The organism is Oleiphilus sp. HI0061, from assembly GCF_001635675.1.
Map to the genome: position 1 here is coordinate 1 of NZ_LWFE01000291.1, position 14286 is coordinate 14286.

Genomic DNA, 14286 nt, shown 5'->3' on the forward strand with positions numbered 1-14286 from the left:
AATTTGTAGGTCGAAATATGTAGCCCGAATAACCGTAATAACATATTGTTTTATTGGTTTAATATTAGCTTTCACCTACATTTTTGTCATATTCCGTATTCGTATAAGCTTTTTTCGACCGTTGCTATTACCCATGCTTAGAAGCGAAACAAGGCTTACCCTGTGCCGCGTATATTAGAGCCGGTCATGATGGCACAGGTACAATTCGTGCTCTCGAAACCATTACCACTGGCCTTAAGTGGCGATGGGTACAGGAGCCCCTTTTACTAAAAGGCGCTTACCAAAAAGAGTTTGAGAGCCATTGCTCGGAATTAGGTGGCGCAATGGCATGTGCACTTGATCAGGGAATCATTTAGAATCTATTTCATTCCAATACCGATTTAATAAAAGGCAAATCACCCGTGTTAAAAATCATTGTTGTCATACTTGTTGTTGCACTTGCAGCATTCATCGTCCACCGCACTAATCAAAACAAAAAGCTAGCCGTTGAGAATCAACAATTAGGCAGTGAGTTTCTTGCCCAAAACATGACCAAAGAAGGCGTTGTCACAACCGAGTCGGGTCTTCAATATAAGGTACTTCAAGCCGGTACGGGAGAAGCCCACCCTACTGCAAACGATAAAGTTAAAGTTCATTATCATGGCACCTTAACTGATGGCACTGTCTTTGATAGTTCCGTAGCTCGCGGACAACCTATCTCTTTTGGCTTGAATCAAGTTATCAAAGGCTGGACTGAAGGTCTGCAACTTATGGTGGTTGGCGAGAAGACCCGATTATTTATTCCGAGCGAACTTGGCTACGGAAATAGAGCTGCTGGCGCCATCCCGGCTGGCTCGGTACTAATTTTTGATGTTGAGTTGCTTGGCATCAATGAATAAACAACTATAGTGAGATATAACTACTCGTAACAGAACAATTACGAGTCTTTTTAAGATAACGGAGAATAGAATGAAGCTTGTTACTGCGATAATCAAACCTTTTAAACTTGATGATGTACGTGAAGCACTATCAGAAATCGGTGTTCAGGGTATAACAGTTACTGAAGTTAAAGGATTTGGTCGCCAGAAAGGTCATACAGAGTTGTATCGTGGCGCTGAGTACGTTGTAGACTTTCTACCAAAAGTTAAACTAGAAGTAGCGATCAGTGAAGATATGCTAGATAAAGTTATCGAAGCGATGACAAATGCAGCCAATACTGGAAAGATCGGCGACGGAAAGATATTTGTTTCATCACTTGAGCAAGTGATTCGAATCCGTACTGGCGAAACCGGTAGTGACGCTGTATAGATAAGCCTATAATGCGAGTAGTGAGCTACTCGCATTGTTTCAGCTTCAAAGCAGCTAACTAAAAGGAGGCACAAATGAAACATCCAACAAGATGGGTATTCATTCTAAGCTTTCTTCTTTCTTTACAAGCCTCTCTTAGCTATTCACAAGAAAAAACTTCGCTTACCTCTCCCGACAATAAATCTACTATCATTCTTGGCTATAAAGAAGGCAGCAAACCGCCCTATATCGGCAACAAAAATGATAATAGCGGTGCATACCGAGAACTTTTCTCTAAAGCAGCAGAGATGATAGGACTCTCACTTGAAATCGTAAGGTTACCTAAAAAACGTGTTTATCATCACCTTAAAGAAGGTGATATCGATTTCTATCCCTCGTCTGGTTTTTCAGAAAAAAGATCACAGTTTTTATATTGGCTGGACAATGGCTTTCTATCGAAACAAGCCTTAGTCTCAGACATTACAGACTTCGAAATAAAAGACTTTAAGAAGGCGAAAGGTACTTTGCTTGTCCCTTTAGGAGGTAGCTCCGCTGAATATGCCAAAGGTGCTCCTCAAGTAAGCATTCAGAAAATGGGCAAGTTGCCTATTGATAAAGCAATTCAGGCACTGAAACTAGGTAGAGGTAATTTCTACGTATATGATATAGATATCTTGGATTATTACTTAAAACGAAACCGCATTAAGCAGTTTAGTGACATTGGCCTTCGGCTTCACCCAAATGCAATTGAGAAGGAATACTCTTCGTTAAAAGCGGCCTTCTCTATTAATTCAAAACACTTTAAGCAACAACAAAATAGCAGATTTGATAAAAACAGCGCTTTAGGCTTTAACAATCAAAAAACCAGTCCCCATAAAGGCTCCGCTGCTTATCAATTCCAACAAGCATTAAAGCACTTACAAGAAAGCGGATATACTCAGACGGTTTATCAAAAATATTTTAAGTAATTAGAAAGAGGCTCACTATAAGCAAGCCCTCACTAGTAAAGAGGTCGGCTATGCTAAAGCTTTAGCATTTCTCAATAATTCTCTTGCCCGCTCTACAACCGGCAAATCAATCATCTTGCCTTTATATTCAACAGCTCCCTTGCCTGCAGCCAAGCCTGCTTCAAATGCTGCAAGCAAACCTTCAGCATGTTCTACCTCTTCCGCGCTAGGCGTCAATACTGCATTAATGACTTCTACTTGCTTAGGATGAATACAGAAGGCTCCTACAAAACCTAGCTGCTTGGCAAACTTAACCGTTTCAGTAAATGCATCAATATCGCTGTAGTCAGCTATCGAACCTGGAAAACCCAAAGGCATAATGTTGGCACGACGACAAGCAAATGCCAGCATCTGATTTGGCAGCAACAAGGTTTGAGGAAGTGGCTGCATGCCAGCTGTCGCCGAGAAATCTTCAGAGCCTAAAGTCATCGCCACAACACGCGGGTCTGCTGAGGCGATTTCATCCAGTTTGGGTAAAGCATCAACCGACTCAATCATTGCAATAATCGCTGTATGCCCTTGAGGAATATTTCGCTCCTGTTCCAATTTAGAAATCTTAGCGGCGAACTTCCGTAACTGGTCAGCAGACTCAACCTTTGGCACTACAATCGCGCTAACATGCTCACTGACCGACGCGACAACATCGCCCATGGCAAAGCGCTCATCAAGGTTGATTCTTACCAATGCAGCAGCACCATCCTGGCTAACCGTTTTCGCAGCCGGGACCACACACTCTCGAGCTTCTGCTTTTTGCTCTAGCGGAACACTATCTTCCAAGTCCAGAATATAAGCATCAGCACCACGCGTATGCGCTTTGGCGACGAATTTCTCAATGTGCACAGGGATAAACAAGGCCGTACGCCAGCCTGGGTAGTCTAATTTCTTCATTTTATTCTCGCTCACGAATCCTTAGGCCAAACTTGCTTTAATTGTCATACAAGTAAAACCATCATTATCAGCAGACCATAGGGATAAATCATCGCCATCCCGCTTACCAGACACGGTAAACACCGAGGTATCAAACGTCGGTCTAACCGCTCGGAACTTGAAGGTTTTCAAAGATTTATCGGCAATATTATGACGTTTAAGTTCTAACAATAAAGTCACCAGCAATGGCCCATGAACAACCAAGGCAGGATACAGCTCTTCGTTTACCGCGTAGTCGCGATCATAATGAATACGATGGCCGTTATAAGTCAGCGCCGAGTAGCGGTATAGCAACACTGGGTTTGGCGTGATTTCTTGCGAAAAATCGGCTTCAGAAAGCGCAGGCTTGCCTGGTGGCAACTCAGCTCTTTCTGTTGGTTGCTCCCGGTAAACAATATTCTGTACCTGGCTGATACACAGCTCACCCGCTTGTGAAATATCATGGCGAACATTAACGAAAACCAACACGCCGGTACTACCCGTTTTAAGTTCAACAGATTCAATCGTCGATAATCGAGAGGCCGGCTGGCCAATAATCAAAGCCTTATGACACTCAACCTCACCGGCCGCCCACATCCTGCGAGGAAGTGGTACAGGGGGTAAAAAGCCACCTTTATCCGGGTGCCCATCAACACCTGTTGCACTGGCTTTTGGCGTTGGCAGAAAATACATCCACTCCCAAAATGGAGGTAAGGCATCACCTTTCTCGGGTAGAGTCTCGTTATCAAGTGCCGCAGCCAAAGCTTGCGCCTGAAAAAGACTAATATCATCTTCTTTGGTTTCTTGCTTTCCTACCCACTGCTGCAAGTACTCAATATCTATATCGCTCATAGAGACTCCCTTGGATCTTTTATAGCTAAAATTCTTATATATTTGATTTACGAATATGTTCGAACTGGAAATTTAAGCGCAACACATAATAATGCAGAAACTAATCACTTAATGACTCGATACCAAACAAATCTAACAACCAATCTGCTTTTTCATTCTTGCCATCTTCAGCTGCTCGTCTAACACTAATCGTAGGATGGTGAATTAGTTTATTCGTTAAGCCCCTAGATAATTGAGTAATTACCTGTTCGGCGTCCGCACCTCCACGCAAGGCATTTAGAGCGCGCTCTAATTCCTTCTGCTGAAGCGTCTCTGCATGTGATCTAAAGCGTTTCAAACTATCACCAACTGAAGAAACACGCTGACGATTAAGAAAATATTCACTTCCCTCAAGAATCATCCGCTCAGCTTCTTGAGCAGCGCCTTCTCGGTTTTTTACATTCTCATCAATAACATCTTTTAAGTCATCAACGGTATAAAGGTAAACATCAGATAACTCTCCTACCTGAGGTTCAATATCTCTTGGTACCGCTATATCCACCATAAAGAAAGGTCGGTGCTTACGATGCTTTAAAGCTCTCTCTACAGCCCCCTTGCCTAATATAGGCAAGGAGCTAGCCGTCGACGCAATCACAATATCGGCATCGATTAATAAATCTGGAATATCACCTAATAAAGCTGCCTCACCTTCAACCAGACTCGACAGATCCTGGGCACGAGCCAGCGTTCGATTTGCAATTATGATCTTTTTAATACCACTTTGTTTCAGGTGCCTAGCCACTAACTCAGTGGTTTTACCCGCCCCGATAAGTAAAGCAGTATTGTCTGAAAAATCTGAGAAGAGCTGGCGAGCCATATTGACGGCAGCAGCGGCGACCGACACTGGGTTTTCACCAATCGCCGTATCAGTGCGTACTTTCTTGGCGACAGAGAAACAATGTTCAAAGAGCCGACCTAGTTTCCCTTGAACAGCCTGATATTCTTGTGCTGAAGCATAGGCTGATTTCAGCTGCCCTAAAATCTGTGGCTCTCCCAGAACAAGAGAGTCCAAGCCAGCAGCAACACGCATTAAATGAACAACCACATCTTTACCATCATAGACAAAGCTACAGTTTTCGAGGTCTTCTGAATTAACACAATGATAGTCAGCCAACCAAGTCTGCAACATCGCAACATCAATTGCATGATTGCCAGCACAGTATATTTCTGTTCGGTTACATGTCGATAAAATAACCGCTTCATTAACATTCGGCAGTTTTTTGATTGACTCCAACGCGATATCGAGACGTTGTAAATCAAACGCAACTTTCTCTCGAACGTCGACAGTTGCAGTCTTATGATTAATTCCAAACGCCAAAAACGACATGTATACCAAGCAATTTGATTTAAAGCGGCTATTCTACAAATAGAATACATAGAAAGCCAATGACACAGAGCAAGTTCTTAGAGCTAGAAGCCACTTATTTTATGATTAAAGCCTCGACAGCACGACAAAAAGTAGTTCAAACAAATGAACCCTAGCACATGGCCAAACTATACGAACGGTAAGTTGACACCTTAAACCCATCTGTCATCATAAAACTCGTCAAGCCTCAATTATTTAAAAGAGATTCAGATTGAAAGCACTACTCAAACTTATATTAATTTCATCACTTTTCTCACTCAGCGCCTGCTCTAGCCTAATGAAAGCAAAGCAATCTGAGACAGATACCACCGCAAGTAGTGAAAAGCTTTCATCTGAGACATCTCCAGAGTATCAAGATTTCGACCTAAATAAAGACACGCTCTACGACCTGCTTGTTGCAGAGGTTGCTGTCCAGCGTCAAGAATTCAATATCACCTTGCTTAACTATATCCAACAAGCGCGCATGACAAGAGATTTAGGTGTTGTTAAGCGTGCTGTAAATGCAGCTCAATACATGAAAGACATGGAGGCCATAAAGGAAATGGCAATCCTTTGGGTTGATATAAAGCCAGACAGCATTCCGGCACATCAACTTCTGACCTATCAGTATTCCCTTTCTCGCGAATACGAACAGGCCATGCAACATATCGAAAAGATTATCGAGCTTGGCGGTGATGCCCGAGTAGACGGCCTTGCAGTCAGCTCAAGCGCCCTCCCTCTTGAAGATAAAGAAGCCATCCTCCTACTTTATCAATCTTTATATGCAAAATACCCTAACAATCATGAGATTGGATATAGCTACGCACTCACTCAACGCAATTTGAAAGAATACGACGCGGCACTTGAAATCATCGAGCCTATACTAAACGCCGCACCAGAATTCGAAGCAGCCTCAGTCCTCAAGGCCAACGTTCTCTATGATAAAGGTCAACTGGAAGAGGCTATTGAATATGCAGGTGACAAGTTTGACGATTTCCCCTCAAATCATAATCTTGGTCGTCTATATGCAACAATGCTAATAGAAAACAAACAACTCGATGACGCCGAGGAGGTATTCTATTCACTACTGACTAAATACCCCCAAGCATCGCGGTTAAAACTATCGCACGCTATTGTCATGCTAGAGAATAAAAAAGTTGAAGAGGCTTCTGCAGCTTTCGAGCAGCTAATCGACTCCAATCAACACGCTAATGAAGCCTACTATTATTTAGCCCGTATTGCTGACAGCCAAGGTAATTTCAATGACGCTATCGATCTCTACCAGAAAGTAAGCGCTGGCGTTCATTATGAAGTATCTCTTGAGCGCTCAAGTTTCCTAATGGTTCACAACGAACAGCAAGACGAGATGCTAAACAGACTCGCTGAATTGAGAAAGAAACCTGGAGCAAGCCCTCTTAAGTTATGGCTACTGGAAGTTAAATTACTATCTAGTGCAGGTGAAACAGACCGCATGAATGCCTCACTCAACGCCGCCATTCAAGCATTCCCCGAAGATGACCAGCTACTCTACGCTCGAGCAATGAATCGAGAAGCAGACGATGATTTGGCAGGAATGGAGCAAGATCTAAGAAAGCTAATAGAACTGAACCCGAACAATGCGATTGCTATCAATGCACTTGGCTACACCTTGGCCGACCGAACCGATCGTACTCAAGAAGCATTTGAACTAATTCAAAAAGCTTTAGCGCTCAAGCCGAATAACCCCGCCATTTTAGATAGCATGGGCTGGGTACTATATCGACTTAAGCAAAATAAAGAAGCATTGGTATTCTTGTTCAAGGCCTTTCAACAATTCCAGGATGGAGAAGTCGCAGCACACTTGGGTGAAGTTCTTTGGTCTCTAAATCAAACAACAGAGGCTCGAGATGTTTGGAGCAATGTTCTTCGGAAGTATCCTGAACACGAAGTACTTCTTGAGACCATCAACAGACTCGACCCTGAATTACTAATTATAATTGAGAATCCGCCCACGGAAGATGAACAAGCTACTAACAAAGAAACCAGCTCAGCTTCAACTCCCGAAACCGAGCAAGTAACACCCGAAGCGCCCAAAGAATAGTTTGTAATGATAGCTCTAGGCATTTCAAGTAAAACGAGCACTCACCTCACCCGGGCGCTGTTCATACTAATGACGCTCGTTTTATCTGCATGCACCAGCCTTCAACAAACCGTACCTCACAAAACATCAAGAGAAACTCCAATTGAATGGCCTCTTACCGCCCAAAAGATTGATAACATCCGAAACTGGAAACTCATTGGCAAGATTGGCATAAGAACACCTGAAGAATCCCTTACTGTAGCAATCAATCAATGGCACCAAGCTGAATCAAGCTTTGTGATCGACCTTTCCTCAACCTTTTTCGGCCTTGGCGCATCCAAGCTACAGGGAAACCCTCATTTATTAACGATTATCGAAGCCGGTGAGCAGCCTGTCAGCTCGTATGAACCAGATCTCTTGATCTATCAGGCTTTAGGGTTTCCTCTTCCGATTTCATTACTGCCCTGGTGGGTTAAAGGAATTCCTGTTGCCGACAGCCAACACGAGTTAGAATTTGACGCTCAGGGCTACCCTGCCAGCCTAATACAAAATGGTTGGCACTTAACTTTCAGCAAACACACCCTCATCGACGGCCTTCCACTGCCCGGAAAGATTAAGCTCGAACGAGATAAGGTGCGAATTATTCTAGCGATTAAACAATGGACCCGACTTTAAGCCTGACATCTCCAGCCAAGCTAAACCTGTTCTTGCACATCAATGGCAGACGAGGGCCTGAGCAATCGCACCCAGGCTATCATGAGCTACAAACTGTTTTTCAGTTATTAGACCGCGGTGACATGCTTCATTTTTCTGCCAATCAAAGTGGAAAAATAGAAATCACCCCGGAAATTGCCGACATTCCTCCTGAAGAAAACCTGATTTTTATCGCCGCACAAAGACTCAAAGAAGCAGGCATTCTACTCGATAAAGGTAGCCACTTATTAGGCGCCAAGATTCATCTAGAAAAAAGTCTACCAATGGGCGGCGGGCTCGGTGGTGGAAGTTCCAACGCGGCAACAACACTTATCGCGCTCAATCATCTATGGGGACTTGAACTCGAAGAATGTCAATTAGCCAAAATAGCGGCAAAGATAGGTGCCGATGTGCCCGTTTTTGTTGAAGGCCGCAGCGCCTGGGCTGAAGGAATAGGAGATGAACTCTGCCCAATTCCAATGAGCGAAGAATGGTTCGTTGTATTGACCCCCGATTGCCACGTCAACACGGCTAAAATTTTTTCGCATGAAAGGTTGACAAGAGACACGCCAAAGAAGAGAATAGCGCCCGCTCTTGAGGGACATGGTTTAGATACCAGTTCAGAGAAATTTCTTAGCGATGAGTATCGCAACGATTTCGAAGCACTGATCTCAGAACTATACCCACAAATCAAGGAGGCAATACAGTGGCTAAGCCAGTTTGGTATTGCTAGACTTACAGGAACGGGAGCGTGCTGTTTCTGCATCGTCAAAGACGAGGCAACAGCAAAACAGGTTTTGAATGAAGCTAAGTCTAAATTCAAAGGCTTTATAGCCAAGGGAGTCAATCTCTCTCCTGCAATTCAAAGGCTAGATGAAGCTAAAAGGTTCGCAAGGGACCATTCGTAAGATAGCGCTTCGTTAATAGCAACACGATTATTGGGGTATCGCCAAGCGGTAAGGCAACGGGTTTTGATCCCGTCATGCGCAGGTTCGAATCCTGCTACCCCAGCCATATTTTCCCAGCTCAGAAAACAATCAAGCAAACAGCTAGAAACCTTCCGGATGAGGTCTAAACTACTGTATTAGTATTTTTACTATTCAGCCCGGGAAACTGCTTGAAAGAGCTGAAAGCCGAAACACTCAAGAGGTCTTGAACTCGCATGCCAAGAATGATGGTATTTACCGGTAATGCCAACCGCGAACTGGCTCAACAAGTTGTCGATGCACTACGTCTACCACTGGGCAATGCTAAGGTCGGTAAATTTAGCGACGGCGAAGTCACGGTTGAAATCAACGAAAATGTACGTGGTAAAGATGTATTCATCATTCAGCCTACCTGCGCACCAACCAACGATAACCTAATGGAGCTTATCGTAATGACTGATGCACTACGTAGAGCTTCTGCCTCACGTATTACTGCAGTTGTTCCTTATTTTGGTTACGCTCGCCAAGATCGACGCGTTCGCTCAACACGTGTTGCGATTACCGCAAAAGTGGTAGCAGACATGATCACAGGCGCTGGCGTTGACCGAGTATTAACGGTTGACTTGCACGCAGACCAGATTCAGGGCTTCTTTGATATTCCGGTAGATAACATTTACGGCACCCCCGTTCTTGTTGATGACATTCAACGCCGCATTCAAGACGACTTTATGGTTGTTAGCCCAGACGTTGGCGGTGTTGTTCGTGCACGCGCGATGGCAAAACGTCTTGGTGATGTTGACCTGGCAATTATCGACAAACGACGCCCTCAAGCTAACGTTTCTCAAGTAATGCACATTATCGGTGACGTTGAAGACAAAACCTGTCTACTGATCGATGACATGGTCGATACCGCTGGCACCCTATGTAAAGCTGCTGACGCCCTAAAGGAACACGGCGCCAAGAAAGTTTACGCTTACATTACGCATCCCGTGCTATCTGGCCCAGCTATCGAGAACATTGCTAAGTCATCACTAGATGAGTTGATCGTCACAGATACAATTCCTCTTAGTGACAAAGCCATGAATTGTGATAGAATCCGCCAGCTTACAATTTCAGACCTATTGGCAGAGTCAATTCGTCGTATTAGTAATGAAGAATCTATCAGTGCCTTGTTTGATTAAGACATTAATTAAAACAATCGCTTAAGACCTGATTCAATCAGGTATAGATGTACAGGAAAAAGCACCTCGGTGCTTTTTCTATTTTAACCTTCACGGTATTTAGTCTGGTCGCGGGCGAATATTAGTGAACTTTGAGGAAAGAAAAATGAGTGAAGCATCATTCGTAGTAAACGCAACAGCTCGAGCAGATCAGGGGAAAGGTGCGAGCCGCCGCCTGCGTCGTCTTGAGAACCTAGTACCAGCTATCCTTTACGGCGCTGGTAAAGACCCTATCGCACTTAGCCTGAAAGAAAACGAGATCAAGAAATCGCTTGAAAACGAAGCGTTCTACTCTCACGTTCTAACAATCAGTGTAGACGGCAACGAAGAGCCAGCAATCCTGAAAGATCTTCAGCGTCACCCATCACGTGGTGATGTTATGCACGCTGACTTCCTGCGTGTTGATATGGACAAAGCTATCCATGTGCACGTTCCACTTCACTTCACAAACGAAGACGCTTGTGTTGGTGTTAAGTTGGGCGGTGGTAAGATCTCTCACCAGCAGGTTGAAGCTGAAGTAATTTGCCTACCTGGTAACTTGCCTGAGTTCATCGAAGTTGATATGACTGAAGTTGAAGCAGAAACTATCCTTCACCTTTCAGACCTTAAACTTCCTGAAGGCGTTACACTTGCTGCACTACAGCAAGGTGCTGACCACGATCTTCCAATTTGTTCAGTACATACTCCAAAGGGTAAAGCTGAAGACGAAGCTGGTGAAGCAGCTGCAGAAGGTGATGCAGAGTAATTCTCTGTATCCGGCATGAATTGATAGCGTCAGAGAAGCTCCGATGAGTCAAATCAAGCTGATTGTGGGGCTGGGTAATCCCGGCCCCGAATACGAAAACACCCGCCATAATGCTGGCGCCATCTTTCTGGCCCAGATCGCTGAAGCACATCAGCAAAACCTTAAGCCAGAAAAGAAGTTCCACGGACTTCATGCCAAAGTTAATATTCAAGGCCAGGATCTACACCTCTTGTTCCCGACGACCTTCATGAATCGTAGTGGACAATCTGTCCAGGCAATCTGCCAGTTTTTTAAGATTTCCCCTGAAGAAGTACTCGTCGCCCATGACGAACTCGATATCCCGTGCGGCACCATGAAGCTAAAACAAGGCGGCGGTCATGGAGGCAACAACGGCCTACGAGACATTATCGAGAAGTTTGGCGGCAACAAAAACTTTAAGCGCTTGCGTCTAGGTATTGGTCACCCCGGCCATGCAAGCAAAGTAACCGGACATGTTCTTGGCAAACCAACAGCCAAAGAAGCCGAGCAACTCTCTGCGTGTATCGACGAAGCAGATAGGCACCTGAAAGAAGTCATTGGTGGCGATTGGCAAAAGGCCATGCAAAAACTCCATAGCTTTAAAGCAGAATAAGCCCATTACTCGCATTCCTTAGCAGCATTACAAAAAATAGCACTAAGCGCTCATCTTTTATACTTAACTGTCCCGCTACCCTACTGTATACTTGCGCCCAATTTTTCTAATTATACTTTACAGCCTGGGATTCAGATTATGGGTTTTAACTGCGGCATCGTCGGCCTTCCTAACGTCGGCAAATCAACCTTATTCAACGCACTTACCAAAGCAGGTATCGGCGCAGAAAACTTTCCTTTCTGTACTATCGAACCTAACGCTGGTGTTGTTGGCATGCCAGACCCTCGCCTAGACAAGCTTGCAGCCATTGTCAGCCCAGCGAAGGTTATCCAAACTACAATGGAGTTTGTTGATATTGCCGGTCTAGTAGAAGGCGCATCTAAAGGCGAAGGCCTCGGTAACCAGTTCCTGGCTAATATTAGAGAAACAGACGCTATCGCTCACGTTGTACGCTGCTTCGAAGATGAAAACGTTGTTCACGTTTCTGCCAAGGTGAACCCTCAAGCCGACGTTGATGTAATTAATACCGAGCTTGCTTTATCTGACCTTGATACCGTAGAAAAGGCTATCAAGCGTTTCACCAGAACAGCCAAGAGCGGTGATAAAGATGCGAAGAATGCTCTGAGCCTACTTGAGGATAAACTACTCCCTCACTTGAACGAAGCAAAAGCGGTTCGCGGCCTTGGTTTGAATGATGATGAACTAGCAATTATCAAAGAGCTTTGCCTGCTTACAATCAAGCCTACAATGTATATTGCCAACGTTGATGAAGACGGTTTTGAAGACAACCCTCACCTAGATAAAGTTCGTGAAATCGCAGCAGAAGAAAACGCTGTAGTCGTCGTGATCTGTAATAAGCTAGAAGCAGAAATTGCTGAGCTGGATGACGAAGAACGCGATGAATTTTTAGCAGACCTTGGCATGGAAGAGCCAGGCCTTGATCGTGTCATTAGAGCTGGCTACGAGCTACTTGGTCTACAAACCTACTTCACTGCAGGTGTAAAAGAAGTTCGCGCCTGGACAATGAAGCAAGGCGACCCTGCCCCTAAAGCCGCTGCAGTGATTCACACAGACTTCGAAAAAGGCTTCATTCGGGCCGAAGTAATTGCCTATGATGACTTTATCGACAATAACGGTGAAGCCGGCGCCAAAGACGCAGGTAAATGGCGTCTGGAAGGCAAAGAATACATCGTACAAGATGGCGATGTAATCCATTTCCGCTTCAACGTTTAAGCAATAGCATATAAGCGTATTTTTTATAAATTTTTGGCTTGACAAGTTCCAGTAAAAACAAGAGAATACGCGCCTCTTTTGGCTACATAGCTCAGTTGGTTAGAGCACATCACTCATAATGATGGGGTCCCAGGTTCGAATCCCGGTGTAGCCACCACTTTTTCTCTTTTATATCAATAAGATATGAAATATCCAGAGCGTCAGCTCAATCCCTCATCAGAATTTAGTACACAGTTTAGTACACACTAAGTTTTGATGAGATTATGGATCTTACAGCCCATTACAACTAGCATTCAGCGCGATAACTCAAAAGTCTTAGAATCACACTAGAATCTCTTATTCTTAGCTTAATACACAGAATATTCTCTCAAGCGACTCTCTCAACAGCTATTTCACTTTTTTACACGCTTAAACGCACTCTATGTTTCATTGTGTCACTGTATTTAGCAATTCGTACAATCTGCGCTTATTCCTTTGCCTATTTATAAAATACCAACTAAGTTATTAATGTTATATAGATCCGGCCACTGGAATCCTAGCGCAAATCATGTGATTAGCTAACGGACGCAACAATTAAATGGAAGTACTGAAAGTGAAGAATAAAGTATCAGCAAGCCTATTTACTTCGATCTTTCTAATTAGCGGATGTTCGAGTTCAGGAGATTCCGACGCCATATCCGATCAAAGTTTAACGGTTGGTAGCGAGTTATCCTCCACTTGTGAGATGTCTTCAACACCACATTATGGAGCTGTCACCCTACCCGCTGCATCCGATAACCTGTTAACTTATAAATTCGACGACTCAAGTAATCAAGATTTTCAGATTTCACTTAACTCAAGTGAATACGGTTTCTTTATCTATCCTGCAATTCTGGGCGAAGCAACCTTTATAGATCGGTCAATAAATATCCCTGGTGGTTGGGACGGTGCTACATGGCCTACAGATGGATCTATTGGGTCTACATATGGCCCTGCAGTAACGGTGATCGACGGTATCAACTGGTTCGTCTACCGCACTGACTTCTCTGGTATTGGTGACCGTACTTTCGGTGTAGAGTTTACTAACATAGATATCTCTCAAGGCACTTCAATAAGTTGCGATCTATCATCGTACACCCAGATCATCGCTGAAGACCTAAACTTAATTACTGAAGGGGCTGAAACGGCTCCTGAACCGGAACCGACGCCTGAGCCAGAGCCTACTCCTGAGCCAGAGCCTACACCTGAGCCAGAACCTACACCTGAGCCAGAACCTACACCTGAGCCAGAACCTACACCTGAGCCAGNACCTACACCTGAGCCAGAACCTACNCCTGAGCCNGAACCTACTCCTGAGCCNGAACCTACTCCTGAGCCAGAACCTA

At 44.3% G+C, this 14286-nt stretch carries 13 protein-coding genes, 2 tRNA genes and 1 pseudogene; 13 read left to right on the top strand and 3 right to left on the bottom strand.

Annotation, left to right across the window (positions count from 1 at the left end):
- Positions 1-110: 110 nt before the first annotated feature.
- The 4 genes and pseudogenes from A3735_RS31685 to A3735_RS03745 all read left to right on the top strand — a co-directional run.
- Positions 111-356, top strand: a pseudogene (locus tag A3735_RS31685) (flavodoxin family protein); the annotation flags it as partial.
- 45 nt (positions 357-401) lie between these two features.
- A complete protein-coding gene (locus A3735_RS03735) occupies positions 402-878 on the top strand; it encodes an FKBP-type peptidyl-prolyl cis-trans isomerase (protein WP_068509573.1) in 477 nt (158 codons plus the stop codon).
- Between the two features lie 70 nt (positions 879-948).
- A complete protein-coding gene (gene glnK, locus A3735_RS03740; protein ID WP_068509576.1) occupies positions 949-1287 on the top strand; it encodes a P-II family nitrogen regulator in 339 nt (112 codons plus the stop codon).
- 74 nt (positions 1288-1361) lie between these two features.
- Positions 1362-2234 carry an ABC transporter substrate-binding protein gene (locus tag A3735_RS03745; protein WP_068515816.1) on the top strand — a complete coding sequence of 291 codons (873 nt, stop codon included), beginning with the start codon at positions 1362-1364 and terminating at the stop codon, positions 2232-2234.
- A gap of 48 nt (positions 2235-2282) precedes the next feature.
- On the opposite strand, the gene A3735_RS03750 is transcribed toward A3735_RS03745, so the two are convergent.
- From A3735_RS03750 to hemA, 3 genes are all read right to left on the bottom strand, one after another.
- Entirely contained in the window at positions 2283-3161 is an 879-nt protein-coding gene (locus A3735_RS03750; protein WP_068515818.1) for a CoA ester lyase, read from the bottom strand.
- Positions 3162-3182: 21 nt separating this feature from the next.
- Entirely contained in the window at positions 3183-4031 is an 849-nt protein-coding gene (locus tag A3735_RS03755) for an acyl-CoA dehydrogenase (RefSeq protein WP_068515820.1), read from the bottom strand.
- A gap of 100 nt (positions 4032-4131) precedes the next feature.
- Complete coding sequence (hemA, locus tag A3735_RS03760; RefSeq protein WP_068515824.1) at positions 4132-5397, bottom strand: glutamyl-tRNA reductase; 1266 nt, start codon at positions 5395-5397, stop codon at positions 4132-4134.
- Positions 5398-5647: 250 nt separating this feature from the next.
- Here hemA and A3735_RS03765 point away from each other — a divergent pair, with 250 nt between their 5' ends.
- From A3735_RS03765 to A3735_RS03805, 9 genes are all read left to right on the top strand, one after another.
- A complete protein-coding gene (locus tag A3735_RS03765; protein WP_068554904.1) occupies positions 5648-7495 on the top strand; it encodes a tetratricopeptide repeat protein in 1848 nt (615 codons plus the stop codon).
- Positions 7496-7564: 69 nt separating this feature from the next.
- A complete protein-coding gene (lolB, locus tag A3735_RS03770; protein ID WP_197470009.1) occupies positions 7565-8149 on the top strand; it encodes a lipoprotein insertase outer membrane protein LolB in 585 nt (194 codons plus the stop codon).
- Positions 8150-8181: 32 nt separating this feature from the next.
- On the top strand, positions 8182-9075 hold the full coding sequence (gene ispE, locus A3735_RS03775; RefSeq protein WP_231872187.1) for a 4-(cytidine 5'-diphospho)-2-C-methyl-D-erythritol kinase: 894 nt from the start codon (positions 8182-8184) through the stop codon (positions 9073-9075).
- Positions 9076-9106: 31 nt separating this feature from the next.
- Positions 9107-9181, top strand: a tRNA-Gln gene (locus tag A3735_RS03780).
- 148 nt (positions 9182-9329) lie between these two features.
- A complete protein-coding gene (locus A3735_RS03785) occupies positions 9330-10274 on the top strand; it encodes a ribose-phosphate pyrophosphokinase (protein WP_068515835.1) in 945 nt (314 codons plus the stop codon).
- Between the two features lie 145 nt (positions 10275-10419).
- The gene (locus tag A3735_RS03790) at positions 10420-11058 is read left to right on the top strand and encodes a 50S ribosomal protein L25/general stress protein Ctc (RefSeq protein WP_068515838.1); all 639 of its coding nucleotides are present in this window, start codon (positions 10420-10422) and stop codon (positions 11056-11058) included.
- A 43-nt stretch (positions 11059-11101) separates the two neighbouring features.
- Positions 11102-11689, top strand: a complete 588-nt coding sequence (gene pth, locus A3735_RS03795; protein WP_068515841.1) for an aminoacyl-tRNA hydrolase — start codon at positions 11102-11104, stop codon at positions 11687-11689.
- A 138-nt stretch (positions 11690-11827) separates the two neighbouring features.
- The gene (gene ychF / locus A3735_RS03800; RefSeq protein WP_068515844.1) at positions 11828-12922 is read left to right on the top strand and encodes a redox-regulated ATPase YchF; all 1095 of its coding nucleotides are present in this window, start codon (positions 11828-11830) and stop codon (positions 12920-12922) included.
- An 80-nt stretch (positions 12923-13002) separates the two neighbouring features.
- Positions 13003-13079, top strand: a tRNA-Met gene (locus A3735_RS03805).
- The last annotated feature ends 1207 nt before the right edge of the window (positions 13080-14286 follow it).